General features: G+C 53.4%; 28 protein-coding genes. 5 read left to right on the top strand and 23 right to left on the bottom strand.

Annotated elements, in window-relative coordinates:
• Positions 1-35: 35 nt before the first annotated feature.
• From E3E26_RS03170 to E3E26_RS03110, 13 genes are all read right to left on the bottom strand, one after another.
• The gene (locus E3E26_RS03170) at positions 36-1,259 is read right to left on the bottom strand and encodes a DHHA1 domain-containing protein (protein WP_167899859.1); all 1,224 of its coding nucleotides are present in this window, start codon (positions 1,257-1,259) and stop codon (positions 36-38) included.
• A gap of 43 nt (positions 1,260-1,302) precedes the next feature.
• Positions 1,303-1,956 (bottom strand): V-type ATP synthase subunit D, encoded by a 654-nt coding sequence (locus E3E26_RS03165; protein ID WP_167731168.1) that lies wholly within the window; start codon positions 1,954-1,956, stop codon positions 1,303-1,305.
• Between the two features lie 27 nt (positions 1,957-1,983).
• Complete coding sequence (locus E3E26_RS03160) at positions 1,984-3,375, bottom strand: ATP synthase subunit B (RefSeq protein WP_048055114.1); 1,392 nt, start codon at positions 3,373-3,375, stop codon at positions 1,984-1,986.
• A 5-nt stretch (positions 3,376-3,380) separates the two neighbouring features.
• Positions 3,381-5,138 carry an ATP synthase subunit A gene (locus tag E3E26_RS03155; protein WP_167899858.1) on the bottom strand — a complete coding sequence of 586 codons (1,758 nt, stop codon included), beginning with the start codon at positions 5,136-5,138 and terminating at the stop codon, positions 3,381-3,383.
• 5 nt (positions 5,139-5,143) lie between these two features.
• The gene (locus E3E26_RS03150; protein ID WP_167731170.1) at positions 5,144-5,452 is read right to left on the bottom strand and encodes a V-type ATP synthase subunit F; all 309 of its coding nucleotides are present in this window, start codon (positions 5,450-5,452) and stop codon (positions 5,144-5,146) included.
• The gene (locus E3E26_RS03145; protein WP_167899857.1) at positions 5,449-6,549 is read right to left on the bottom strand and encodes a V-type ATP synthase subunit C; all 1,101 of its coding nucleotides are present in this window, start codon (positions 6,547-6,549) and stop codon (positions 5,449-5,451) included. Before E3E26_RS03145 ends, E3E26_RS03150 begins: the two co-directional genes overlap by 4 nt.
• A 5-nt stretch (positions 6,550-6,554) precedes the next feature.
• Positions 6,555-7,166, bottom strand: coding sequence for a V-type ATP synthase subunit E (locus E3E26_RS03140; RefSeq protein WP_167899856.1), 612 nt, complete (start codon positions 7,164-7,166; stop codon positions 6,555-6,557).
• Positions 7,167-7,203: 37 nt separating this feature from the next.
• The gene (locus E3E26_RS03135; RefSeq protein ID WP_167899855.1) at positions 7,204-7,692 is read right to left on the bottom strand and encodes a V-type ATP synthase subunit K; all 489 of its coding nucleotides are present in this window, start codon (positions 7,690-7,692) and stop codon (positions 7,204-7,206) included.
• Positions 7,693-7,707: 15 nt separating this feature from the next.
• Positions 7,708-9,687 (bottom strand): V-type ATP synthase subunit I, encoded by a 1,980-nt coding sequence (locus tag E3E26_RS03130; RefSeq protein WP_167899854.1) that lies wholly within the window; start codon positions 9,685-9,687, stop codon positions 7,708-7,710.
• A gap of 1 nt (position 9,688) precedes the next feature.
• A complete protein-coding gene (locus E3E26_RS03125; protein ID WP_167899853.1) occupies positions 9,689-10,000 on the bottom strand; it encodes a V-type ATP synthase subunit H in 312 nt (103 codons plus the stop codon).
• A 105-nt stretch (positions 10,001-10,105) separates the two neighbouring features.
• Positions 10,106-10,801, bottom strand: coding sequence for a TrkA family potassium uptake protein (locus tag E3E26_RS03120; RefSeq protein ID WP_167899852.1), 696 nt, complete (start codon positions 10,799-10,801; stop codon positions 10,106-10,108).
• Positions 10,801-12,324 (bottom strand): preprotein translocase subunit SecD, encoded by a 1,524-nt coding sequence (locus tag E3E26_RS03115; RefSeq protein WP_167899851.1) that lies wholly within the window; start codon positions 12,322-12,324, stop codon positions 10,801-10,803. The genes E3E26_RS03120 and E3E26_RS03115 overlap by 1 nt, the downstream gene beginning before the upstream one ends.
• Complete coding sequence (locus E3E26_RS03110) at positions 12,321-13,238, bottom strand: protein translocase subunit SecF (protein WP_167899850.1); 918 nt, start codon at positions 13,236-13,238, stop codon at positions 12,321-12,323. The genes E3E26_RS03115 and E3E26_RS03110 overlap by 4 nt, the downstream gene beginning before the upstream one ends.
• A 307-nt stretch (positions 13,239-13,545) precedes the next feature.
• Between E3E26_RS03110 and speD the strand changes: the two genes are divergently transcribed.
• Positions 13,546-13,971 (top strand): adenosylmethionine decarboxylase, encoded by a 426-nt coding sequence (speD, locus tag E3E26_RS03105; protein ID WP_012572704.1) that lies wholly within the window; start codon positions 13,546-13,548, stop codon positions 13,969-13,971.
• A 3-nt stretch (positions 13,972-13,974) separates the two neighbouring features.
• Here speD and E3E26_RS03100 read toward each other — a convergent pair whose 3' ends face one another.
• The 7 genes from E3E26_RS03100 to E3E26_RS03070 form a co-directional block, all read right to left on the bottom strand.
• Positions 13,975-14,583 (bottom strand): hypothetical protein, encoded by a 609-nt coding sequence (locus E3E26_RS03100; RefSeq protein ID WP_167899849.1) that lies wholly within the window; start codon positions 14,581-14,583, stop codon positions 13,975-13,977.
• 20 nt (positions 14,584-14,603) lie between these two features.
• Positions 14,604-15,350 carry a KaiC domain-containing protein gene (locus E3E26_RS03095; RefSeq protein ID WP_167899848.1) on the bottom strand — a complete coding sequence of 249 codons (747 nt, stop codon included), beginning with the start codon at positions 15,348-15,350 and terminating at the stop codon, positions 14,604-14,606.
• An 85-nt stretch (positions 15,351-15,435) separates the two neighbouring features.
• Positions 15,436-15,945 (bottom strand): PUA domain-containing protein, encoded by a 510-nt coding sequence (locus E3E26_RS03090; protein WP_370520074.1) that lies wholly within the window; start codon positions 15,943-15,945, stop codon positions 15,436-15,438.
• Positions 15,946-15,986: 41 nt separating this feature from the next.
• The gene (locus E3E26_RS03085; RefSeq protein WP_167899847.1) at positions 15,987-16,499 is read right to left on the bottom strand and encodes a YkgJ family cysteine cluster protein; all 513 of its coding nucleotides are present in this window, start codon (positions 16,497-16,499) and stop codon (positions 15,987-15,989) included.
• Between the two features lie 31 nt (positions 16,500-16,530).
• Positions 16,531-17,058 carry a hypothetical protein gene (locus E3E26_RS03080; protein ID WP_167899846.1) on the bottom strand — a complete coding sequence of 176 codons (528 nt, stop codon included), beginning with the start codon at positions 17,056-17,058 and terminating at the stop codon, positions 16,531-16,533.
• A gap of 21 nt (positions 17,059-17,079) precedes the next feature.
• On the bottom strand, positions 17,080-17,673 hold the full coding sequence (locus E3E26_RS03075) for a hypothetical protein (RefSeq protein ID WP_240911627.1): 594 nt from the start codon (positions 17,671-17,673) through the stop codon (positions 17,080-17,082).
• Between the two features lie 263 nt (positions 17,674-17,936).
• Positions 17,937-19,715, bottom strand: coding sequence for a tRNA uridine(34) 5-carboxymethylaminomethyl modification radical SAM/GNAT enzyme Elp3 (locus E3E26_RS03070; protein ID WP_167899845.1), 1,779 nt, complete (start codon positions 19,713-19,715; stop codon positions 17,937-17,939).
• Positions 19,716-19,846: 131 nt separating this feature from the next.
• Between E3E26_RS03070 and E3E26_RS03065 the strand changes: the two genes are divergently transcribed.
• The gene (locus E3E26_RS03065) at positions 19,847-20,602 is read left to right on the top strand and encodes a Nif3-like dinuclear metal center hexameric protein (protein WP_167900132.1); all 756 of its coding nucleotides are present in this window, start codon (positions 19,847-19,849) and stop codon (positions 20,600-20,602) included.
• Here the strand turns inward: E3E26_RS03065 and E3E26_RS03060 are convergent.
• The 3 genes from E3E26_RS03060 to E3E26_RS03050 are packed head-to-tail and all read right to left on the bottom strand — an operon-like array spanning position 20,577 to position 24,057.
• The gene (locus tag E3E26_RS03060; protein WP_167899844.1) at positions 20,577-20,954 is read right to left on the bottom strand and encodes a hypothetical protein; all 378 of its coding nucleotides are present in this window, start codon (positions 20,952-20,954) and stop codon (positions 20,577-20,579) included. The two genes, E3E26_RS03065 and E3E26_RS03060, sit on opposite strands and share 26 nt — an antisense overlap.
• An 18-nt stretch (positions 20,955-20,972) precedes the next feature.
• Positions 20,973-23,702, bottom strand: a complete 2,730-nt coding sequence (gene alaS / locus E3E26_RS03055) for an alanine--tRNA ligase (RefSeq protein WP_167900131.1) — start codon at positions 23,700-23,702, stop codon at positions 20,973-20,975.
• Between the two features lie 58 nt (positions 23,703-23,760).
• Positions 23,761-24,057 (bottom strand): initiation control protein YabA, encoded by a 297-nt coding sequence (locus tag E3E26_RS03050; protein ID WP_167899843.1) that lies wholly within the window; start codon positions 24,055-24,057, stop codon positions 23,761-23,763.
• 132 nt (positions 24,058-24,189) lie between these two features.
• Between E3E26_RS03050 and E3E26_RS11135 the strand changes: the two genes are divergently transcribed.
• The 3 genes from E3E26_RS11135 (at position 24,190) to E3E26_RS11240 (ending at position 25,108) form a co-directional block, all read left to right on the top strand.
• Positions 24,190-24,519 (top strand): hypothetical protein, encoded by a 330-nt coding sequence (locus E3E26_RS11135; protein ID WP_240911626.1) that lies wholly within the window; start codon positions 24,190-24,192, stop codon positions 24,517-24,519.
• A gap of 76 nt (positions 24,520-24,595) precedes the next feature.
• Positions 24,596-24,949 carry a phospholipase D-like domain-containing protein gene (locus tag E3E26_RS11130; RefSeq protein ID WP_240911625.1) on the top strand — a complete coding sequence of 118 codons (354 nt, stop codon included), beginning with the start codon at positions 24,596-24,598 and terminating at the stop codon, positions 24,947-24,949.
• Positions 24,950-24,982: 33 nt separating this feature from the next.
• On the top strand, positions 24,983-25,108 hold the full coding sequence (locus E3E26_RS11240) for a hypothetical protein (RefSeq protein ID WP_255453704.1): 126 nt from the start codon (positions 24,983-24,985) through the stop codon (positions 25,106-25,108).
• Positions 25,109-25,111 lie beyond the last annotated feature (3 nt).

Raw genomic sequence — 25,111 nt, 5'->3', positions numbered from 1 at the left:
TAGCCACAAGTCGTGAAGAAAAAGAGGGGATAGCATCACGAAAGGTAAGTTTTCAGAACGTTCAGAGCTGTTCTCAGAACGTCCTCTGGTGGGAGTTTAAATCCACCTCCCCTTGCCAGCACCTCGCTCCCACCTCCGCCACCGCCAACTTTGGCGAGGACTTCCTTAAGGAGCTCGTTCATCGATATCCCTTCCACGTCCCTGTTCTTGGCGAAGATTACGTAGTTCTTTCCTACAACGAGAGCGATTGTTCTAGGGTTCTTGTCGACGAGGTAAACCACGAAGGCCTGAGCGTCCTTCATGTCGGCACTCTCAATGTGGGAGACAATCCTCACCCCACCAATCTCCTCGGCCCTATCGAGCAAAGCCTTTGCCTTCCACTCCCACAGTTCTTTCCTTAGATTATCCTTTTCATCCTCGAGTTTATCGAGCTCCGCTTTGAGATCCTTTACACGCTCAACGAGGGGGCGGTTCTTGTTGGGCATCTCATCGAGACTCTCCCAGTAGTCAGCTAGGAGCTTGTTAAGGTATTTGAGGGCCCGGTTTCCAGCCACAAACTCTATGCGCCAGAGTTTCTTGCTCTTTCTGTAGAAGTTCACAACCTTGATTATCCCAACTTCCCGTGTGCTTTTTACATGTATGCCACCACAGGGAATCACATCGACACCTGGAACACTCACTATTCTTATGGGAGGCGTGACCTTGTCAGAGAGCTCCTTCCTAAGTTTACCCTTCAGTTTATCGGGGAGCTCCTCGTAAACTTCGACCTCAACGGGCAGGTCGAACCAGACAATGGCGTTGGCCTTCTTCTCGACCTCAAAAATCATTTCCCAGGTGAGTTCGCCGGGGTAGTCTATCTCAATCTTGTTATAGTCTTCAAATATCTGAAAACCGGTTGTGTTGGCATCGCAGAGCTCTTTGAAAACTGCAGAAAGAATGTGCTGGCCGGTGTGCTGGCGCATGTTCTCGTAACGCCACTCAGCGTCGAGGAGGAGTCTCACAGGCTCCCCAACTTCTGGGAGTCTGCCATTGAGCTTGCCCTCGTGCCATATCTCATCTTTGCCGGAAACGTGAGTCACCTCTATCTTAAAGTCCTCACCGAGTATCCAGCCCCGGTCAGAGGGCTGACCACCGCCCTCGGGGTAGAATATCGTCCTGTCGAGGAGAATCTTGACTTTCTCTCCGTCAGTCTCGACCTTCTGAACTGTAGCTCCAGCCTCCCAGAGATAGGGGTTTTCGTAGAACAGCTTAACTGTCATGCCACCACCGTTAAAAGAAGGGAGGCGAGAAATAAAAGGGTTTTCATGAACCCTCGGCCTGTGCCCTAGCCTCGATGAGGGCCTTAACGCGCTTGAGCCTGAAGAAGTTCTCACGCTCCATCTCGTCGAGGCGCTGCTTGATGAACTTGACGGTAGCTTCCATCCTCGGGATAATGATGTATTCGAGCGCATTGACACGCCTCTTAGTGACCTCAATCTCTCTGGCGAGCCTCTTGAGGGTTTCCTCGACTTCAGCGAGACGGACGGCGAGGTCAAGCACTTCCTCGAACTTCTCCGCGGCCAAGTCAACCCTCGGCGAGCTGGAGACAAAGGCGTACCCTCTCTCGCTGGTGCTCCTCCTGAAGGATTCCGCCTCTATAAGGGGAACTGAAACGCCCATGACGTTCCTCTTTTTGATGTCAACTTCCTTGTTGGGCTCAACGCTCAGGCTTATCTCCTTAAGGCGGAGCATTCCGACGTCTATCTCCGCCATCTGGAGGGCCTTGAAGGCCTCCTCCATCTTCCTGCCGAGCTCTTCCCTGAGGCTTAGGGCCTCGTCGTAGATGGTAAAGAACTCCATGATAAGGGCGTCCTGCTTGTCCTTGAGGAGCTTGTGGCCCTTCTTGGCTAACTTAATGCGCCTCTTGAGGTTCAGGAGCTCCATACGGGTCGGCTTGACGTTGAGCAGCTCTGCCATCTCGACCACCTAAAGGTTGAAGGGAGGTCAGCCCTCCCTCTTCCTGTACTTGGGGTGGTACTTGAGGATGTACTCCTTCCTGACACGCTTCAGCTCGCTCTCCGGAAGCTCAGCAAGGAGCTCCCAACCGAGGTCAAGGGTCTCTTCGATGCTTCTGTCTTCGTCGTAGCGCTGGGCGATAAACTCTCTCTCAAAGCGGTCGGCGAACTTGAGGTACTTCCTGTCGGTCTCGCTAAGGGCTTCCTCACCAACGACTGCGACGAGATCCCTGAGGGACCTACCCTCGGCATAGGCGGCGTAGAGCTGCTGGCTGAGCTGCGGATGGTCGTCCCTGGTCCTGCCCTTACCGATACCGTCCTTCATCAGACGGCTGAGGCTCGGAAGGACATCGATTGGTGGATAGATACCCTTCCTGTAGAGCTCTCTGCTGAGGACTATCTGGCCCTCGGTGATGTAACCGGTGAGGTCTGGAATCGGGTGGGTGATATCATCGTCGGGCATGGTGAGGATAGGCATCTGGGTAATGCTTCCCTTCTTGCCCCTCACACGACCGGCACGCTCGTAGATGGTGGCTAAGTCGGTGTACATGTAACCTGGATAGCCACGCCTACCCGGAACCTCCTCACGGGCGGCGGAGATCTCACGAAGGGCCTCAGCGTAGTTGGTCATGTCCGTGAGGATAACTAGAACCTGCATGTCGTAGTCGAAGGCGAGGTACTCGGCAACGGTGAGTGCCATACGCGGGGTGATGATACGCTCGATTGCCGGGTCGTCGGCGAGATTGAGGAACAGGACTGCCCTCTCTATTGCTCCAGTCTCTTCGAAGCTCTTCTTGAAGAAGTTGGCCTCCTCGTAGGTAATACCCATCGCAGCGAAGACGACGGCGAACTGCTCCTCTTCGCCGAGAACCTTTGCCTGTCTGGCTATCTGTGCAGCCAGCATGTTGTGGGGAAGACCTGAGCCGCTGAAGATAGGCAGCTTCTGGCCGCGGACGAGCGTGTTCATTCCGTCGATGGCCGAAACACCGGTCTGGATGAAGTCCCTCGGATAGGCACGGGCGACAGGGTTAAGGGGAGCACCGTGGACGTCACGCCTGTCCTCAGGAATGATTTCAGGGCCGCCGTCGATGGGCTTACCGATACCGTTGAACACCCTTCCGAGCATGTCCATGCTGACCGGAACCTTCAGCGTCTCGCCGGTGAACCTTACGCGGGTTGTCTTTATGTCGAGGTCTCTAGTTCCCTCGAAGACCTGGACGATAGCCATGTCCTGCCTTGCCTCGAGAACCTGTCCCTTCCTCTTCTCGCCACTCTCGGTCTCTATCTCAACGACCTCACCGTAGGCGACTCCCTTAACGCCCTGTACTATCATGAGCGGCCCGTAAATCTTGCTAACGGTTGAGTACTCCATTCCCGGCATGAGCATCACGCCCCATACTTCTTAAAGAGCTCCTCAAACTGAGCGTTGGTCTCGTCTATCAGTGCGGCAACCTTCTCAATCTCTGGCTCGAACTTCATACGACCTATCTTCTCCCTGACCGGGAGCTTGGCTATCTCGTCGACTGGAACGCCCCTGTCAACGGCCTCCATGGTCCTCTCGTAGAAGTTGAGGATAACCCTCATCATAGTTACCTGCTTCTTGGGCGGGCAGTAGGTGTCGACCTCGTCGAAGGCATCCTGCTGGAGGTAGTCCTCACGAAGCATCCTGGCGACTATGAGGACGGCCTTCTCCCTGTCCGGCAGAGCATCCGGACCGACAATCCTGACAATCTCCTGGAGCTCGGCCTCTTTCTGAAGGAGCTCCATGGCCCTATCCCTCATTGCCCTCCACTCAGGGTCAACGTTCTTGTGCCACCAGTCCTGGATGGAGTCGATGTAGAGCGAGTAACTCCTCAGCCAGTTGATTGCCGGGAAGTGCCTCCTCCTGGCCAAGTCAGCATCGAGAGCCCAGAAGACCTTGACGACACGGAGGGTGTTCTGAACGACTGGCTCGCTGAAGTCTCCACCCGGCGGCGAGACTGCACCGATGACGGAAACACTTCCAATCCTCTCGTCGCTTCCGAGGGTTATGACACGACCGGCACGCTCGTAGAATTCGGCGATCTTACTGGCAAGGTAGGCCGGATAACCTTCCTCACCGGGCATCTCCTCGAGACGGCCGGAAATCTCACGGAGTGCCTCAGCCCACCTGCTCGTAGAGTCGGCCATGAGAGCGACGTCGTAGCCCATGTCGCGGAAGTACTCGGCGATGGTGATTCCGGTGTAGATGGAAGCCTCACGCGCAGCGACGGGCATGTTCGAGGTGTTGGCTATGAGGACGGTTCTCTCCATGAGCGGCTTTCCGGTCTTCGGATCCTTGAGCTTCGGGAACTCCTCAAGGACGTCGGTCATCTCGTTTCCGCGCTCACCGCAGCCTATGTAAACGACGACCTGGGCGTCACTCCACTTGGCAAGCTGGTGCTGGGTAACGGTCTTTCCTGAACCGAACGGACCGGGAATGGCAGCAGTTCCACCCTTGGCCTGGGAGAAAAAGGTGTCGATGGTTCTCTGGCCGGTGATAAGCGGAACCTCCGGCGGGAGCTTGTTCTTGTAGGGCCTCTTGACACGGACCGGCCAGCGGTGGTACATCTTGAGCTCTTCGATGGTTCCATCGGGCTTCCTGACCTTTGCAATGACTTCCTCGACGGTGTAGTCGCCCTCTTCAGCAATCTCGACAATCTCACCCTCGACCCAGGGCGGAACCAAAATTCTGTGCTCGATGATGCTGGTTTCCGGCACTACACCGAGGATGTCTCCGCCGACGACCTTGTCGCCGACCTTGGCCTTCGGGGTGAAATGCCACTTCTTGTCCCTCGGAAGGGCCGGGGCGGTAAGGCCTCTCGCTATGAAGTCTCCGCTGAGGTCCCTCAGAACGTTGAGTGGCCTCTGAATACCGTCGTACATTGCGGTGAGCAGTCCGGGACCAAGCTCGACACTGAGCGAAGCACCGGTTCCTTCGACCGGCTCGCCCGGCCTTATGCCTGCCGTTTCCTCGTAGACCTGGATGACCGCCTTATCTCCCTCAAGACGAATGATTTCTCCGATGAGTCCCATTTCGCCGACCCTGACGACCTCGTACATCTTAGCGCCCTTCATGTCATCAGCCACGACGAGTGGGCCCGTAACACGAATTATCCTTCCCATTTCCTTCACCTCTTCAGCTCAACACCAATGGCTCTTCTAACTATCTCCTTAATTGCCTCTTCCCCGAACTTGGAGCCGGATTTGTCCGGCACCTGAAGGATGATTGGAAACGTAACGTCGGGAAGCTCAATCTTCTGGACGAATCTCTCGGTTATCAGGATTATCCCGATATCTTCCCTCTCAACAAGTTCATTGAGCTTGTTCTTCAGCCTCTCCATGTCGAGTGGAGTGTCCTCAAAGGAGTAAACTTCGTGAGCGCCGGCGAGCTTGAAGCCCAAAGCCGTGTCCTTGTCTCCGAGCACCGCTATCTTCATGCGGCATCACCCACGAGTTCCTTTATCCTCTCTGGCTCAACTCCGTCATCTATGAGCTTCGCAATAGCCCTGAGCTTCCTGACCTCCCGCTCCTTCTGAAGGATGTAGCTTAGAGGTGTCGCCACGCTGAGCGGGTAGAAGCGGGTAAGCTCGTTCATCCTCTCCCTTATGTGCCTATCAAGTGCCCTCTCGAGAACACTTAAGTCCCTCTCGACTTCCTCTCTGACGTCCCTGATTACCGCCCCGTACCTGGTGGAGTCAAGTTCGGCTAAGGCCATGCTCAGGTCATCGACGTGGAGTATTGAGTCGAGCTTAATCGTTCCACCGGGTATTATAAGCGGCTTTATCTCTTCTGCACCCATCTTCGCAGTCTTCGCTCTCAGCACTGTGAGTATGTTGGTTTTGTCGATCTTGAGCCTGATGAACTCCTCTAGGATAATCCTCTCGTCCTCCTTCTTCGAGAGAGCGTAGTTCAAGAGCTTAGCGTAGTGCATCCTGTAGAGCTCAGTCTCAAACTCCTTAAGGGAAATCTCGCCGAGCAGGAGCTTCTGGTATGGCTCCTCGTAGGGTGTGCCCTCCAGTATGACGAGTATCTCCTCCATGGTCTTTGCTTCTGCCATAGCTTTAACCTTGGGAAGCATTGTGCCAATCTCGACGACGTAGTCGCTCGCCGGTTCGTTTACCATCTTCGCCTTGATGACGCTGGTTATGTTCCTGACGTCCCACTCTTCCAGAAGGAGCCTAAAGAATGGGTTAACCCTCTTCGGGAGGATAGTGACCATTAACTCGTAGGTGCCTGCCAAAGCTCTCTCCAAGGCCCTCTCAATCTCCTCAACGGTGTAGCTTGAAACGCTCGCAAGGTAGTCCTTGTAGTCGGTGTCCTCCAGGCTGACCACGAAGTTGTTGAGGGTTCTGCTCTCGGCCAATTCGTTGAACCTCTGCTCGCTGAGGAGCTTCGCTTCCATGGCCTTAATCCTTGCGTTCGGATAGGAGTAGGGAGTATACTTCCAGACTATCCTCGCCGTCTTGTAGCCCACCCAGGTAAACACCACCGCCAGAGTAGTGTTGAGGATTCCAGTTACCGCTCCTGTCTCCATTAGCCTCACCCGAAGAGAGCCTTGGCTATCGCCGCCCTGAGCTCGCCCTCAAACCTCTCTATCCTGGCCTCGAAGGTGTTGTCTACCCTAACGGTTCCGTCGGGGATCTCGACGAGGATGCCGCCGATTGTGGTAATCGGTTCACCGAGGGTAACCTCAACGTCCCTTCCGAGCTTTTCAGCGAGGGCCTTCTTGAACTCTTCGAGTCTTCCTCTGAGCAGCTCAATGGTCTTCTCGTTGGACTTCACGACGACGCTGTCGCTTCCAAGCTCTTCGACAGCCTTGAGGGTTAAATCGACGAGCATCGGGAAGTACTCTTCCTCAGGAAGTTCGGCGAGCCTTTCGCGGAGGGCCGTTATGACCTCCTGGATGAGGGCCTCCTGAACTTCGAGCCTCTTCTTTCTTATCTCAAGCTTGGCGTTGGCTATTATACGCTGCTTTTCTATCTCGGCCTGGGTCTGGGCCTTCCTGAGTATCCACTCGGCTCTGGCTTGGGCCCTCTTTCTCGCTTCCTCCCTAATCTTCTCCGCTTCCTTTTGAGCCTCGCTGAGTATATACTGTATCTTCTGCTCCGCCTCCCTGTTTATCTCCTGAATGATCAGCTCTGCTCCTTCCATCCTCCTTCCTCCTTAGGCTATAAAGAAAGTTTGGGAGTCAGAAGCCGACTCCGGTAACTATCATGATGAGGGCTCCAACGAGACCGAAGATTGCCATGGTCTCGGCCATAGCCGAGAATATGATACCCTGGGTGAAGGTCTTCGGGTTCTTGGCAACCGCGCCGATGCTTGCGCTGGCTATGATACCCTGTGGTATGGCCGAGAGACCGGTAAGGCCGACGGTAAGGCCAGCACCAAGGAGTATGGCACTCTTAACTACGTTGTCCATGTTGTTCGGGTCGGTGAACTTAAAGCCGCCACCGAGGATTCCTGAGACCATCAGGATGAGGAACAGCGTAATGAGTCCGTAAATGCTCTGGGTCATTGGTAGACCCTCAAGGATGAGGGCGTTCTTGAAGTTCTTCTCGTCCTCAGCGACCACTCCGGCAGCGGCTGCACCGGCTATTCCGACACCGAACGCCGAGGCTGCACCTGCTATACCAGCGGCGAGTGCCGCACCGAGGGATACGTAAACTATCGGGTCCATTTCTCAAACACCTCCTTAAGCTTCAAACTCTAACTTTGAGATCTCCCTTTTGGCCTTGAAAGGCTCGAAGGGCTTGCCTTCACCTGAGTAGAACGTTCCGAAAAATTCAACGTACTGGAGACGGAGCGAGTGGACGAACGCTCCGAGGGCGTTGATGGCGACCGAAAACAGCTGGCCGCCAACGAAGAGGATGAGACCAATGACTATGCCTATCGGAACTGGGCCTATGCTAACACCCCAGACCATCTGGACGAGGATGTTGATGACCATCGCTATTCCAGCGGTAGCTAAGGCCAGTGCCATCAGCCTTGCGTAGCTGAGCCAGCTGCCGACAAAGCCGAAGAAGTCCGAGATGGTCAGCAACACAGCCAGTGCACCGTTCCTGAACTCGCCGATTATGAAGAGCACTAGGCCAGCTCCGAAGAGAGCCTTGCCCGGAAGGGTGAGGGCTTCCTTGCCGGTCATTCCGAGCGCGAGGAAGACAACACCGAGTATTATGAACATCCATGAGAGCTGGTCGAGGATTGCGTCTTTGACTTCGCCGTTCTTCACCTTGACTATGAAGCCTATTGTATAGCCAGTGAAGAGGTGAGCCAGGCCTATCGCCAGCGCCAGCTGGAGGACTACCAGCGCGTCTGTCATGCTGTCCCACTTGCGCCAGACGTTGAAGCCCGCCAAGTCAAGGGCGTTGCCGAAGTAGCTGCCGAAGAGGACACCCATAATCATGGTGAAGGCCGCGCTAATGAGCAGAGTGTAGGCAAACTTGTATGCACCATCGTTGAACTTCTTGTGGCCCTTGACGAGCAGTGCGGCGACTATGGCTATTATAAGGCCGTACATAAAGTCGGTGAGCATGAAACCGAAGAAGAACGAGTAGGTGAAGGTTATTATCGGCGTCGGATCAATCTCGTTGTACTTGGGGACACCGTACATCTCGGTAAGCATCTCGAAGGGTCTCGCCCAGCTGGGGTTCTTGAGCTTGATTGGAATCTCATCGAGCTCCTCCTTGCTCGGTTCCATAATGTTGATGTAGGCCTTACCCTTGGTGACTCTCTTTATGCCCTCCAGAACTTTCGGAACCTCACTCCTCGGGAGCCAGCCGGTCATGGCAAAGGTCATGTTGGTTCTGGCGAGCATTGGAAGGACCGTCGCTTTGTCCCTCTCGTTCTCCATGAGCTCCTGGTAGAACACCACGTCCTCGTAGTACTTCTCTGCAAGCATTTCTGCGTCCTTCTTGGCCTTCTCAAGCTCCTTCTCCTTGGTCCTGAGCTTCTCCTCGTAGACCTTTATGAGCTCCCGTGGAGTTCCCTCTCCCTCTGGAACCTCGATCCTCTCAAGGGAGTACTTAGCTAAGACTGGATTGGCCTTCTCGTAGTCCCTCTTGAGGAAGGCAAACACGACCAGAACTTTGTCTTTGAAATCCTTGGAGACAAAGACAACCCTGCCCTCGGTGGCCTTCTTTACCTCCTCAATGAGCGGATTGAACTTGTTCCTGTCGACGGTTCCGACAACTATTTCGACCATATCTGTGGGCCTGAGATAGGAAACATCAAGGTTAAGCGCCGAAAGAAGCTCCAGAATCGTTATGTCCGCCTTTATCCTCTCGATCTCAGTCTGAGTCGCGGTGATTTTACCTTCGACGGCCTTTATCTCGGGCTCGACGACGCTTAAAAAGTCCTCAACATCCTTTATGAGCTTCTCGATTCCTCCATATTTGTAAGTCTTCTTCGCCCTCTCGGGCGGGAAGAAGAACTCCTTTATTCCTCCGCCATTGGCCTTTCTGTAGGTTTTAAGGAAATCAACCAGTCTGGAAATAGTTATGCTGTACGAGGCAGCCTTTCTGTGGTACTCGTTGGGAGAATCCTTCTGGGCAACCTTGACTTCGAGCTCCCTGATTTCCACAATACCCTGCTCATGCAGGTAAGTCAGTAAGGCATCTTTGTAACGGTTGAGCGTGATTACCTCGATTTTGACCATCTCTTCGGGCCTGAACATCTCAGCTCCCTCTTACGAGCTCTATGCCAGCGGAGATGGCCTTCTCAAAGTTTGTGGTGGCCTTTATCTTGAGCTCCTCGACCTCAGCCTCACCCTCTTCGAGGATTTTCTTGGCCTCTTCCTCACCCTCGAGGCGGGCCTTTTCAATGAGGGCCTTTGCCTTCTCCTCGGCCTCCTCGATTATTTTGCTCTCAATGAGCTTTGCCTCCTCCTTTGCTTTAAGGACTATAGCCTTAGCATCTTCCTTTGCCTTTTCAATCCTTTCTTCGGCCTGCTTTTCAGCGTCAACAATCTGTTTGATGACATCCTCCATGATGAGCCCCCCAATGACCCTGAAAACAGGTGTTTCTCACGCCAACTTTGGCTTCCCTAATTGGTTTAAATAGTTTATGGTAGAAGAAAAGGGGAGGAAAAAACTTCACTCCCGCTTTTCTGTAGGCTTCTTCTTCTCCAGAAGCTCCTTCACGTCGTCGAGAACACTGTTCTTGGCAAAGACAATTACCTGGCCTCTTTCTGGCAGCTTTGTATCGCCGGAGGGTATCAGCAGGTTGCCCTTCTCATCGTAGATGGCTATGATGAGGGCATCCTTGGGTATCTTGAGATCCCTGACGAGCTTTCCGGATATCTCACTGTCCGTGTCTATGGTGAAGCGCACTATTTCTGCTCCCTCCTTGGGGAAGAGCACCCTGTCGAAGCCCGGAGTGACGATGTTCCTGCTTATGTACTCAGCCGCTATCTCCTCCGGGGATATGACGAAGTCGAAGTACCTCTTGAGGTCAGTTACTTCCTCGAAGATGCGCCTGTTCTTGGGGTTTCCTATCCTGAGGGAGGTCTTGATTTTTGGATTAAGGTGCTTCGCCAGTATGCACGCCAGCAGATTGGCATCATCCTTGCCTGTTAGAGCCGCAAATGCATCGGCCTGCTTTATGTTGGCCTCCTCGAGCGTCTTCGGGTCAGTTGCATCGCCCTCGATAACGAGACCGTTAATAAGAAGGGAGAGCTCCTTGGCCCTCTCCTTGTCCATCTCGATTATGGTGACGTCATGGCCCTCTTCCTCGAGCATCTTCGCCACGAGGTAGCCAACCCTTCCGGCGCCCATTATCACGACGAACATCAGTCCTCACCGAGGATGTATTTGGCTATTTCAGCATAGGCTGGCCTCGTGATGAGGATTCCAATGAGCACACCAAGTATCGTCGTGAAAGCAAAACCCTTGAGTGTGCCAACGAAGTACACTAGCAGGAAGCTCATGGCCGCTATGGTCGTCGCTGCTGAGGCGAATATGACGAAGAACGCCCTGCCCATCCTCTTGAGCACGCTGGAACGCCTGGTTATCTTCGTGGTTTTCTCTCCTCCGAGGAGCTCATCGGTTATGACTATTTGCTGGTCAACACCCGTACCAATTGCAGCTATGATACCGGCTATACTCGGCAGGTCAAGGTTCCACTGGATGAGCGCTGCAAAGCCGAGGATGATTATGGCCTCAAAGAGGCTTGTCGAGGCAACTGGTAGGGCTATCTTCCAGTTCCTGTAGTGGAAGTAGACTATGAGGAGCACCGCTATGAGGGCGCCTATTCCAGCGTAGAGGGCCTGGTTCTTGAAGCCCTCACCAAGCCTTGGGGAAATGAACTCCATGCCAACAACGGTGAGCTTGACCGGGAGCGAACCGCTCTTTAGAACGGTGTAGATGGTACTGGCTTCCTGCTCGGCGGTGAGCCTGTCCGGGGCGGTTCCGGTTATCTGGACCTCCTGCTGGGGAGTGCCGGTTGCAAGACCCTCACCAACCGAATACGGGCCGTAAAGACCGAGAACCCTGATGATGAGAGAGTGGTCGCTCTCTCCCGGGTTCCTCGGGACGAACCTCACAGTAACGTTCATGTTCTCCAGCTCGGGCTGGAGTTCCTGAGGAACGTCCACGAGAACGACCTTCTCCTTACCCTCGGCGAGCTTGGCAATCTCATCAGCGCTCTGGTTGGCGTAGGTGACGACGGTTATGTTGAAAGCCTTCGTTATCCTCTCCATAAGGGTCGGAGCTTCCGGAGCCTGAGCGTTGAACTCCGAGCTGTTCAGGGTTTTGTAAACGCTCTCCGAAACGACCATGAGGGAGTTAACGGGCGGGTCAAGGAACATATCGACGGGCCAGCCGGCCTTACCCTTGGCCAGCTCGGCAAACTTTTCAGCGGCGCTCTTGGATATCCTAAAGGGAACGGCCCATGTGTTGTCAGACTTTATCTGGTATATACCCACGTACTCGACGTCCCGGCCGGTTCCGAAGATTACACCCCCAAACTCCATGTAAAAGACACCCTGACTCTCGATGACGTTCTTGATCTGGTTGGCCTCCTCAGGAGTCGTCACGTTGGCGACTTTGACGAGCACTATCTGGTCTCCCTGGGCCTCGACGGTTATGTCCTTAACACCAAGGGTGTTCAGCCTCTTCTGGAGGGAATCAACAACAAGCTGCATGGTGTCAGCGTCAACGGGATGTTCAGTTTGGGCCACAATGGCTACACCACCGGCGATGTCTATACCAAAGGTGAGCGGCCTGACCGCGAGCGTCGCAATTGAACCAATGAGAACCAGGGTGAGGAGGATTATCCTCCAGTTAAGGAGGAGCTTTTTGGTTCTTCTCTTCATTCGTTACCACCCCTGACGGCGTTTCTGGCGAGGTACCACCTCAGCACTCCGGCGTTGAGCACCCATGTGTTCATGAAGTCCGCAAGGAGACCGAAGATGAGGACTATTGCTATGTTATCTATGGTCTGGGATGTCGATATGAGCCAGAGGATGAGGAGTGCACCGAGGGTCGTTGTGGTCATAGTGAATCCAGTGGAGACCGCCGCGAGGTATGCTTCCTCTATGGTGTCCTCCTTCCTTTTGAGGAGCTTCGTGGTAAGGAGGATGTTGCTGTCCACGGTGTAACCGATGAGCATGAGCAGTGCAGCTATCGTCGCAGTGGTGAGCTGTATCCCGAAGAGTCCCATCATGGCAACCGCAATGGTCATGTCCGAGAGGGCCGAGAAGATTATCGTGAGCGACGGGACAAGGTTCCTGAAGAACAGGAACACAACAACGGCCATTGCAATGAACGCAAAGATAAGGGCCTTTATTCCCTGCTGCTGCGAAATCTTACCAAAGGTCGGCTGAACTTCGCTGTGTGTGTACTCCGCGTCTGGATATCTGACTTTCATCACATTGATTATCTTGAGGGGGTCTGTTCCAACCGGAGCGTAGACCCTGACGCCGTTGGTATCAACGCCGGTGAAGCTCTCAACCCTCACGTCGACGCCGATCTGGTCGCTTATGTACTTAGCCAGCTCGTCAGGGTTTGCGTCTATTCCATAGGCGGTAACCACCACACCACCCTGAAGGTCTATTCCGAGGGTGGGGAAGTTAACCGCGAGGAGAATCAGGGCGACTATAAAGACCGCCAGCGGGTAGGTAATCATTTTTTTGTATTCCATTCTTGCGAGGAAGCTCAGCTTCTGCCGCTTTTTAGCGCGGACAGCTTCCCCGGCGGTGGCAATGTCCTTGGTTTTAGACTTCGACATACCTTCACCCCGTTCTGAGTTTTTGCAAAACTTGTCGTTAGTTCGCTTGACGAGTTTTAAAATTAGTGGTTCAAAGCTTAAAAATGGCCACCGCTCACCAGAATGGATAAAGGTACCGAATGAACCGCAGAAAGTTCATTTATGCAGCAACCAACGGGAAACTTCAAAAACGGTAAGTAACTGTCAGTTTGATGCATTCAAAACCCGTTCTGAACAGTTCAACGCCCGAAAGACCCGCCCAGGTCTCTTCGCTTCAGGGCTTAACTTTAAAAAGGGTAGGTCCTACTGGAACAACAGGTGAGAGGCCATGGAGACGATAGGGTTTCACTACGTGGTTGAGGCTGCAGGTTGCGATCCAGAAATCCTCGGTAACGCTGACAAGATAAGGCAGATATTCCTCGAGGCTGCCAAAGTAGGCAAAATGGAGGTCAAAGCAAGCTACTTCTTCAAGTTCTCACCAACCGGTGTCAGCGGAGTGGTCATCGTTGCCGAGAGCCACATCTCGATTCACACCTGGCCGGAGAAGGGCTACGCTGCTCTCGACGTCTACACCTGCGGAACCACCGCGGATCCGGAAAAAGCCGTTGACTACATCCTCGACAAGATAAAGGCCCAGTATGCTCACGTTTCAGAGATCAAGAGAGGTATCGAGGAGGACGACGAGACCTTCACCCACATGATTCTTACCTGGGAAGAGAAGCTCGAGAGAAAGAACGGAGATGAAAAGAGCTGAACCTCAGAGTAGACTTTTAATCTCCTCTATCTTCTTCTCCAGGGTGGTTGTTATCTCCCTTACCTTCTCGAGCTTGTTCTTAAGCTCTTCGTTCTCCCTTCCGAGCTCCCCAGCTAATCTTTCAAACTCTCTGAGTTCCTTCTCAAGCTCATCCTTCTCAGCCAGAGCATTCCTCAATGCCCTCTCAAGTTCACCCACTTTGGCCTCAAGCTTTTCCTTCTCCTTCTTGAGATTCTCGTACTCCTCAAGGGCAATGAGCTGGCCGCCCTTGGCCAAGACCTCGACGTTCTTCACAAGCTCGTCGAGCTTGCCCTGCTTGATGAGCTCATAAGTCTCTCTGACAAGCTGGCCGGCTTTAGTTTCACCCTTGAGATGCTTTCTAACGGTTGCCTCTGTCCTGCCAAGCTCATCGGCAATTTCCCCCACCGTCATGCCGGCTTTCTCTCTGGCTATCGCCCCGGCTGCAACGGCCAGGCTGTCGACCCAGGTGAGCCTCTCGGCCGGATCCTTGATGAGTTCTATCACTTCGGGCCTGAAGAGGGTTGCAAAGAGCAGTACACTCTCGAGCCTGTGTATCTCTTCCCTCCCAAGCGGGTTCAGCGGCACCTCCATACTCCCACCCCCTCCAGTTTTCACTCGAGCTCAACAACGGCCTTCCTCTTCAGAACCTTGTCGGGATAGACGACTATTCCCTTGTCGGTTATCTCAAAGGGGTGCCTTCTCATGGAGTGGCTCGTTCCGCGCATTTTCCAGACAATGAGGGAGCGCTTCAGCTCGCCGTCTATCTCGTCAAGGTCAAGGCGGATTATTCCATCAACACCGTGCTCAACACCAGGTCCACCAAAGCCCCGCTCACCGACACTTATCTGACTGACGAGTATGCTCGTAACCCCAAGGCCAGCCAAAACCCTTTTGAGCTGCATGACTACGCTTCTCGCGACGGCCGGCTTGTTGATGTAGAGAGTCGTAACCGAGTCTATAACGACCCTCCTGGCACCGATGTCCTTGATGGCCGTTCTGAGGACGTCTATAAACTCGCGGATGTCGGTAAGGTCGTGGACGATGTATTTCTCATACTCCTTGCTCTTACCGATTCCAGCTGTGAAGGCGTCAACCATGGCAAAAAGGCCTTCCTCCTCGTATTTCCTGACGTCCCAGCCAAACTGGACCATGTTCTGCCTGACCTGGACGGGATGTTCTTCAAGCGCCACATATATTCCAGGCTCGCCGTTTTGTAAGCCGTTCCAGAGGAACTGCTGGCTGAAGATAGACTTGCCCGTTCCAGGGCCGCCGCTGAGCAGAACCACATTCCTCTCGGGAATTCCCCCGTGGAGAACCTCGTCCATTCCGGGGATGCCCGTCTTTACCCTCCTAATCATCGGGCGTCACCCCCTTTAGTTACCTTTTGTTACCAATTATGCCTACGCAATAGGTCTTAAAAAAGTTACGGCCGGTTAGGAAAAGTCAGCGCTTCCTCCTCAAGAACTCGCCCACGTCCGTGACGTTCAGGATGAACTTGTTCCGGCTGTCTGGATTTATCCTTCCTATACCAAGGATTATCCCGTTCTCGTCAAAAACAACCAGCTTTTTAGTCCCCTGCCAGTTGTACTTCCTGACGCCGCTCCTCGGGACGTCTTTGCCGGTTGTGAAGAGAAAGCCGGCCTTTGGGCTTAGAACTGCGTAGTTCTTTTGAATGTCCACAAAATAGAAGAACTCGACATTGGGATAGAACTTCTCAACGAGGTTTTTGTCAACCTTGATAGTGCCAACGAAGGTGCCGTAGGCGTAGGGCTTGATCTTGAGGTCCTCTATCTCCTGCCATACCTTCTCGTTTACCGCATAAACGTCCCGGAATTTTCCTTCGACTATCGCGAAGGTGTGGTGCTTAAGTTCACCGTACTTCTCCGCCTCGCGGAGGATCAGGTCGTACTCCCATGAGGAGGCTCGCCTGTAGCGGAGTTCACTCATCGACATCAATCATGGGTTGGGGAAGCCGTTTATAAGGGTTAATCTTCTCAGTCGAGTTCCTCAAGCAGTTTGAGAAAACCTTCCATATCCGTCGTCTCTAATTCATGTTCAAACTCGAGGCCGAGCTCAGCTATCTCCTCAGGAGTTATGACCCTCTCAGGTTCCTCCGGGTTTATTCCAGGGCAGCTCTCATCGTAGTAGAGCCAAAACCTTTCGCCTTTGTACTCGAAGGGCTCCTCTCCCTCAACTCCCAGGGGCTTCCTGGAGACCATGAATGGGTAGATGCGGCAGATTACGGGATTTCTATCATGGATTCTGCATTTGCCCGTCTCAGGGTCGTGGAAGACGCAGCCGAGGTCCCACTCACGGTAGGCCATGACGAAGCGAACCTTATCCCCACTGGGAACCATAAGAACGAAGTCCTGCGGGTCGTAGCCAGCCTCGGCTATTTTCTGTATATCCTTAAGGGTTAGATAGATGAACCTCCCCCTGCAGCAGTCCAAGCAGTAGAGGCACCTGAACTTTACGGGCTCCTTGAAGGGTTTTGGTTTGAAGCGCATGAAAAAAGTTATGGGGAACCCTTAAAAGGGTTTAGTCCCTGGGATAGGCGGCCTTAAAGGCACCCCAATCGGTTTCTTCGCCGTAGGTCACTGTGAAGTTCACCAGCTCATAGTTTTCCGGAGTTCCTTCGCGTTTGTAGACTATTATGTGGTAGCCGCTCTCCACGTACCAGTAAAAGGCGCTGCTTATCGCGAACAGATATTTGGGTATGACAAGTTCTCGGATACACTCCTCGGTCCTCACGTACTTCTGCCCCTCCCAGATGACAATGTCAAGGCACCAATCAGGGTTCTGGAGCTTCAGAGTTACGGAGTCTCCATAGTCCTCGCTGCCCTTGAGGATGAGGTACTTCTGAAGGTCAACGGCGTTTTCCCAGTTGTACTTTCCAAGGGTTATGTTCTCAAGCAGAATTATCTGACCCTTCGGGGCAGCGACACCGTAGGGCACGGGCTTATGGGTAACTATGGGAGCAAGGAGATAGTAAAGGACAACCACTGCAATGATCGCAACAGCAGCGAGGATCTTAATGGCCGACTCGGTCTCGTAGGAAATCCTCACAGGATCACCTCCAAACATGGATCAGGATTTACCAAGGGCAACCTTCAGGAAGCCGTTTCCTGTCGTCTCCCCGTATGTTACCGTAAAGTTCACCAGCTCGTAGTTCTGCACTGGTCCTGTCTCGTGGAGCACAATTATATAGCCAGACTCAAGGTACCAGTAAAGTATCTCTCTTGCCTCATGGGTCGGGACTCTTCTGAAGGCGTACTGACTTATCTGGATTTCCCGAGAACAGTTGTACTTCAGCTGCCAGCCGCTGGTGGAGCCTCCCCAGACCCATAGGTCGATGCACCAGTCAGGGGTAACCATCTTCATCGTAAGCGTATCGCCCATGTTATCGTTTCCCTTTAAGACCAGAATGTTGTTCTGGGACGTCATTGCGATGGCGTTTGTGTAGTTCACAGATCCAAACGTGAAGTTTTGAGCAAGGACTATCTGGCCCTTTGGAGCAGCAACGTCAAATGGATTAACCTGATGAGAGATAAGCGGGTAGTACACGATGAAGAATATCGCTATTCCAAACAGCAGGACTAGGAAGAGCACTTTTCCCCTGAAAGAGATTTCGTAAGGAATGCGTATCTTCCTGTTCTTCTCCATCCTGAATCCCTCGTCCAAAGTAGGTTATCAATGTTCAAAAGATTTACGGTCTTGAAAAAGTTTGGACAAAGTCTTTAAATGCACTGGAGTAATTTTAAATACCAAATGAAGACGATACAATGGAGCCAGAGAACGTCAAGAGAGACTGGGTGTGGATACTAGAGATTAGGCTGATATTTGCAACCCTCAGAACGGCTGGCTGTTCATGATGCTCAAAAAGAGTATTATAAAAGTCCTAGAGAAGGGAGACCCAAGCCACATAAGCCTTTTTATCTGTTCCTTCAAGTGTTTAAGTGTGCGTCGAAGCTTTTGCTCTTGCCGAAGTCTGCATAGCTTTTGTCAAGCCTTTTGGCAACGTACGGACCGTTCTTCCGATAGCCAAACTTACGGTAATACTCCCTCACACCTACGCCGCTTATGACGAGCATCTTCTTGACGTCAAACTCCTCGCGGGCAATCCTCTCCGCCTCAGCAAGAAGCTCCCGTCCATAGCCGCGATGCTGCCACTCGTACTTCGGTCTCCCCCCAATCGGCACGAGCGGACCGTAGACATGGAGCTCCCTGACAATGGCCGAAGGACAGCAGTTTATCTCCTTCCGATGGGCTTTTTCACTCGGAATCCTCAGGCGGAGGAAGCCTATGAGGATGTCATTCTTCGTGTCCTCGAAGCTGAGGAATATATCTTTACCGCCAGCTGCATCGTAGTCCTCCCTAAGAAGCTCAATGTGCTCCATCTCGGGCTCCACACCGAACTTCTGCATCATATGGCCAACTTCTCTAAACCTAATCTCCCTCGGGCGAATTCCTCTCTTAATCAGCTCGTTGAAGACGAGCTGCCCAAGGTTGGAGTGCTTGACACCGTCGACGATAAGCTTTGCCGGGATGTCGCGCTGGATTCTCATGACACGAACCCACTTGGGGAAGAGCTTGTAGGCCTCGACGAGAAGCTCAACGGCTTCCTCCGTGCGGTATGGCCGGTATTTACCTTCCCTCCACCAGCGGTAGAGAGGAGCGTCGGCAGTAACAAGGGTCGGGTATACCTTCAGCATGTCCGGCCTGAAGCGAGCATCCTCGAATATTGCTCTGAAGGTGTACAAATCCCTCTCGAAGTTGCTCCCGGGCAGACCGGGCATTATGTGGTAGTTTATCTTCAATCCAGCGTCGCGGAGGAGCTGGGTGGCCTTGACTATCTCCTCGACACCGTGGCCGCGCTTGGTTCTCTCATGGATGAAGTTGAAAATCGTCTGAACACCGAGCTCAACGCGCGTCGTTCCCAGCTTGAGCATCCTGTCAATCTGCCTCTCGAAGGCCCAGTCAGGCCTCGTCTCTATCGTTAACCCGACCATCCTCACCTTAGCCTTCTCGTTCTTCCTCTGCTCATCTTCGAGATAATAGTAGGGCTTTCTGTGGGTCTTCTCCCAGGCCTCCTTGAACTTCGGATCCTCATCAAGAACGGACTTATCGCCGTGGACTATCAGGCGGACGAGCTTCTCCTCGAGGTTTTCTATGTCCCTGAAGTGCGGGAAGTCATTCATGGCCTTGAAGGCACACTTGATGAACCACTCCTGGTAATCCAGATCAACCGCGGGAAAAGTTCCACCCTGGATTATGACCTCGACCTTATCCACGTCGTGGCCTATGTCAGTGAGCTGCTTTAGCCTGCGCATCATGATGATGTAGGGGTGGTAAGCGCTCTGGACGGCCCTCAGAGCGGAAGGTTCTTTTCCAGTGTAGCTCTGCGGTGAGCCAACGCTCGGACCGCCCGGGCAGTAGATGCAGCGTCCGTGGGGGCAGGGAAAGGGCTTGGTCATCATGGCAACGACTGCAACGCCGCTTATCGTTCTGGTCGGCTTCCTCTTGAGCAGATCCCTAAAGCGGTCGCGCTCCCCCTCGGGAATGGCTTTGAGAATATCAGAATTACCGGGAATCTTGCTCAGATGATACTTCCTAGAGACGATTATCTTATAGCGGTTAAGCTCGTCCCGCGTTTTAATCTCGCCCGCCAAAACTGCCCTCGCAAGCTCCTCAACCGCTCGCCGGAAGTTGTTACTCTCACCCATACCAACACCTCTCGGAGCGAGTTGGGCAGGCCTTTTAAAAGGTTAGCTGGTCGGAGATGTTGCTCGAGATATTCAGTTAGTGAATACGGAGACGTTAAAAGCTCTCGCGGGGATTAAGTTTGGTGGTCGAAATGGTCGCGCGAGACGAGATAGTCGCATTTCTCAACGAATACCTCAACATTAACGCCTTCCCTGACAAGTCAAAGAACGGCCTCCAGGTGGAAGGGAAGGAGGAGATCGAGAGGATAGCCTTTGCCGTTGACACGACACTGAAAACCATAGAGAGGGCCGCCAGGGCCAAAGCCGACATGATGATAGTCCACCACGGCATGATATGGGGTGGCATAGACTACGTGACCGGAGTGACATACCGCAGGCTTAAGGCGCTCTTCGATGCTGGCATGAACCTTTACGTAGCCCACGTGCCTTTAGATGCCCATCCCGAGGTCGGAAACAACGTCCAGCTCCTCAAACTTCTCGGGCTTGAACCGAAGGAACCCTTCGGCGAGTACGGAGGGGTTACGATAGGCTACATCGGGGAGTTTGAGGAGGCAAAGCCGGTAGAGGAAGTGGCACAGGTTCTCGCGGAGAAGCTGGACACGACAGTTAAGACCTACGAGTTCGGGGTGAGGGAGATAAGGCGCGTTGGAGCCATAACGGGCTCCGGTGGCTTTGCACTGGAGGAAGCAAAGAGAAAGAACATTGACCTATTCGTTCTCGGAGAGTTTACACACGCCAACTATTTAACCGCCCTGGATCTTGGGATAAGCGTCGCGGTTGCTGGCCACTACAAGACAGAAACGCTAGGCGTAAAGGCGCTGATGCCGCTCATTAAGGAGAAGTTCGACGTTGAGGTTTTCTTCATAGACGAGCCAACTGGACTTTGAGCTCGTCTATCCTTTTCAACATCTCCCCGTCGTTCACAAATTCCAATCGAAGGCCAAGTTCCTTAACATATCCCTCAACCCACCCCAGTTTCGGCTTTTTGAAGGGTGTTACTATCCAGAGCTCCCGGAAGCCTGCGCGATGCGCCTTCACGGCGTTGTAGAGAACCCTCTGGCGCATCCACTTAAACGACGCCTCGAGCTCAATTGCGACCAGCTTTTCCTCGCCGTTTAGAACCGCTATGTCTATCCTACTGCCATCTTCCGTCTTGTATTCGGGGATTGCCGTTAGTCCGAGCTCTTTACAAAGCTCAACGGCTTCCCTCGTCAGGGTCTTGACCTTGATTTTGACCACCAAGAAAAGTTTGAAAAATCAGCCGAGGCGCTTCTTCACCTCGGCTATAGCCTCCTCGGCCTTCAGTGGATTCTTTATCCTGCCCTGGGCGAGCTCCTTCCTTCCGCCCCCACCACCGCCGGCGACGCTGGTAATTACCTTCGCAAGCTCGCCAGCCTTAAGGTCGAAGCCATCGCCAACGGCAACGACGAAGTGGCCTTCCCTGCTGATAAGGACAACAACTCTCTTATCCTTCCTGAGCTTGTTTGCCGCCTCGCGGAGGTCGTCCATGGTTCCCTCAACGACTGCGCCAATGAACTCGACTTCCCCGACCCTCTCGATTTTGTCCTCAAGTTCGTAAACGAGGAGCTTCGCCAGCTCCTTCCTGAGCTTCTCAACTTCCTTCCTTGCCTCCTTCCACTCGTTGAAGAATCTCTCAGCAGTCTCTGGCAGCTTCTCGGGCGGGACGCGGAAGACATCACTTGTCCTCTTGAGGATTCTCTCAGTTTCCTGCATCCAGTTTACGGCGGCCTCTCCCGTGGCGAAGATTATCCTCTCAACACCGTCCTGTATGCGCTCGGTTCTCAGGATTTTAATCGGGCCTACAAGGCCGGTGTTCGGCAGGTGGGTTCCACCACAGGCCTGAACGTCCCAGTCCTCTATCTTGAGCACCCTGATAATCCTGCCCGGCACAACTCCGCCCTGATAGAGCCTGAAGCCGTACTTCATCTCGGCTTCAGTCCTTGGAAGCCACTCCCAGGTTACCCTTCTGTTCTCCATGACTATCCTGTTGGCGAGCCTCTCTATCTCCCTGAGCTCCTCCTCGGTTATGCGCTTGTAGTGGGATATGTCCAGCCTGGCCCAGTCGGTATGGAGCTGAGAGCCAGCCTGCCAGACGTGCTTTCCGAGAACCCTAACCAGGGCACCCATGAGGACGTGGGTTCCCGTGTGGTGGCGCATGTGCTGGATTCTCCTGTCCCAGTTGATCCTTCCGTGGACGGTCATGCCCTCCTTGAACTTCTCGGGCTCCTCGACCCTGTGAAGGATAACCTTTCCGACCTTCTGGACGTTGGTAACTTTAACTCCGTTCAGCTCGCCCGTGTCGTAGGGCTGACCGCCGCCCTCGGGGTAGAATGCAGTCTGGTCGAGAACGACCCAGTCATCGATTACCCTGAGAACCTCCGCGTCGAACTCCTTCATAAACGGGTCCTCGTAGTAGAGTGTCCTCGTGTCGGGCAAGCCCTTCACGAGTTCGAAGTCAACGACGTACTGGGCGGCCTCCTTCTTTTCTTCCTTCTCGGCCTCCTTGGCGACGAGGGTGTAGAAGTTGTCGGGTATGTGGACCTTAACACCCTCCTTCTGAGCTATTTCCGCCACTATCTCCGGCGTCAGCCCGTGGCTCTCGTAGAATAGGATGAGCTTTTCAAGCGGAATCTCGTTTTCACCCTTCTTCTTGAGCTTGGCTATCTCGCGCTTCACCAAGTCGCTTCCGCGCCGGAGGGTTTCAGCATAGCGCCTTTCTTCGATGTTAATTATGTCGAGTATGACGTCCTCCATCTCCTTGAACTCAGGGAAGCTCGGCGAAAGCTCCTTGATGTGCATGGCAACGATCTCCGCCAGCGGCATTTCCAGACCAAGCTCACGGAGGTGCCTTATGCTCTTCCTTATGAGGAGCCTGGCAAGGTAGCCCGCCTTGACGTTGGACGGGATGACTCCATCGGCGAGCATGAAGGTTAGGGCCTTGGTGTGGTCGGCTATCGCATAGATAAGCTCGTAGGGCCTTACCAGCTTCTCCAGCTCCTCAACGCTTATGCCGACGCGTTTGGCAACTTCCTGGCGGAGAACCCTCAAATCTCCCATGTCCTCGATGTCGAACATTCCGGCCAGTTTAGAGTTCTCCATGAGGATTCTCGCGTCTATCTTCTCTATTCCAGCCGCACGCTTGAGGGGCTCTATGACGTAGCCGAGGACGGCATCGTAGGCTGTTGGGGTACCCTGGCTCATCCAGACAAGCCTTTCAAGGCCGTAACCGGTATCAACGACCATCGTTTCCATCGGGACATACTTGTCGCCCTTTATCTCAACGACCTGACTTGGGTCGGCGTTTTCAGGAGCTTTCTTGTACTGCATGAAAACTAGCGTTGCAACCTCAAGACCCCTGTAAAGGACCTCGAAGGCAGGTCCGGCGTTTCCGCCGCCAGCCCAGGGGTTCTCCTTGAAGGTTATGTCCTCGGCCTTCATACCGAGCTCTTTGGTGAAGAACTCGAAGGCGAGCTCAACCGTCTCGTCCATCCAGTATATCGGCTTGCCGGGGTAGTTGAAGGCGTGGTGCGCCATCATCTCAAATATCGTGAAGTGCCTGCCGGTTATTCCAACGTTGTCTATGTCGGTAAAGCGAATCGAGGGCTGTGAGATGGTGAGCGGATTGGCTGGAGGATCGGCTTCACCGCTGATTACCCACGGCTGGAAGTCCATGATTGAAGCACCAACGAGGAGAACGTCGTCCCTCCATCTTGGCAGAACGGGATAGCGCTTCACTCTTCCATGACCGTGCTTTTCAAAGAAGCTCAGGAACTTCTCGCGCATCTCGTCGAGGGTGTACTTCTTCGGAATGCCGGGCTTACCGATGAATCCATACTCGTCACACGGCGGGTCTCCGCAGGTTTTCCTCTCTGGGTCGAGCGTCCAGAAGAACTTTCCGCACTTGGGGCACTGCTTTCTCATCCACCCTTCCTCTTTAAACATGCGCGTGGTCATGTCCATGCTCATGAGCATCACCTCTTTTTAAGCTGAAGTAAAAAGAGTCGGAGCCTAATTAAGGTTTTTGTTAGTCTTTCAAATCAGCCTCGAGGTCAACGTCCACGTCCTCAAACTGCTCCTCATCAACGATAACGAGAGGGACTTTGAGCTTTGCAAGGAACTCCTTGAGGCGTTTCTCGCGGCGTTCCATCATCTCAACCTTGTGCCTCAGACTGGTGTTCTCTATGGCGAGCCTATTAGCCTCATCGACCTTCATGTTGAGCTGCATTCGGAGCTCGACTATCTGCTCCTCCAGTTCAATAATGGAACGCTCGAGCCTCTCAATCTCATCGTAAAGGTCCTTACACAGCCAGCGCTTTATCATAGCGGTCAGCCCCGCGAAACCTCCTCATCAATCAGGGGGCTCCAGACTCATCATCCCAATAACTTTGGCCGTTCATGGTTTTAACGGTTGCCCTGCGTTAAGGTTAAATTCCTATTGGATGTACAATACCGGATGGTGGTACACGTGAAGAAAATTCTGGCATTTCTGCTCATCATAACTGTTCTATCAGCGGGCTGTCTGGGTGGAACTCAAACCGTGACAACCACCGTAACTGAAATCCAGAATCACACGCTCACCGAAACCGTAACCGAAACCCATACCGAGGTGAAAGTGATAGAGCCTGAAATCAACGTCACCGAGCTGACCGGGAATCTTAGCTTGTGCGTCTCAAAGCTCTCCGAGCTCAACTCCACACTGGCCGAGAAGGAGGAAGAACTCAGCTCGTTGAAGGCTAAATACCTGTCTGATTCAGCAGGCTCTTGGAAACGGGGCAGGTTTTGAAATACTCCTCGATAATGAATACTACTATGAGGTTCTCAACGCCATAAACAACGCCGGTGAGAGCATCTACGTAATGATGTTCTCCATGAAGTACGACCCCGCGGACAGCTTCGACTGGGCAAACGACCTCATAAGAGCCCTGGCGGAGGCCGAAAAGAGGGGAGTCAACGTTCATGTCCTCCTCGAGGACTCCCCGGACATCAATCAGGCCGCCTACGATTACCTGAAGGCCAACGGCGTGGACGTTTCTTTTGACTCGCTCGAAACGACGCTTCACGCTAAGGTGGTGGTGATAGACGGGAAAATAGTCTTCCTCGGGAGTCACAACTGGAGCGAGAGCGCCCTCTACTGGAACCACGAGGTCAGCATCAAGATAGTCTCCGAAGATCTCGCCCAGAGCCTGATTAACTACTTCTGGAGCATCCGCTAAGGCTTTAAATTCACTCCCCCAACATTTTTCGTGGTGAAGATGATGGAGTCGCTGAAGAGGGCCTACTGGAAGTGGCGCTCCCGCTGCCCCTTCGTCAGAAAGCTCGAAGAGTGGAGAATGAAAAGAAAGGCGAATAAATTCGAGGTAAAGAGGAGGTGAGGG

It is taken from the genome of Thermococcus sp. LS1 (genome assembly GCF_012027395.1).
Lineage (GTDB): Archaea > Methanobacteriota_B > Thermococci > Thermococcales > Thermococcaceae > Thermococcus.
The sequence above is the reverse complement of the archived record's forward strand: the minus strand, read 5'-3'. Positions and strand labels throughout refer to the sequence as shown.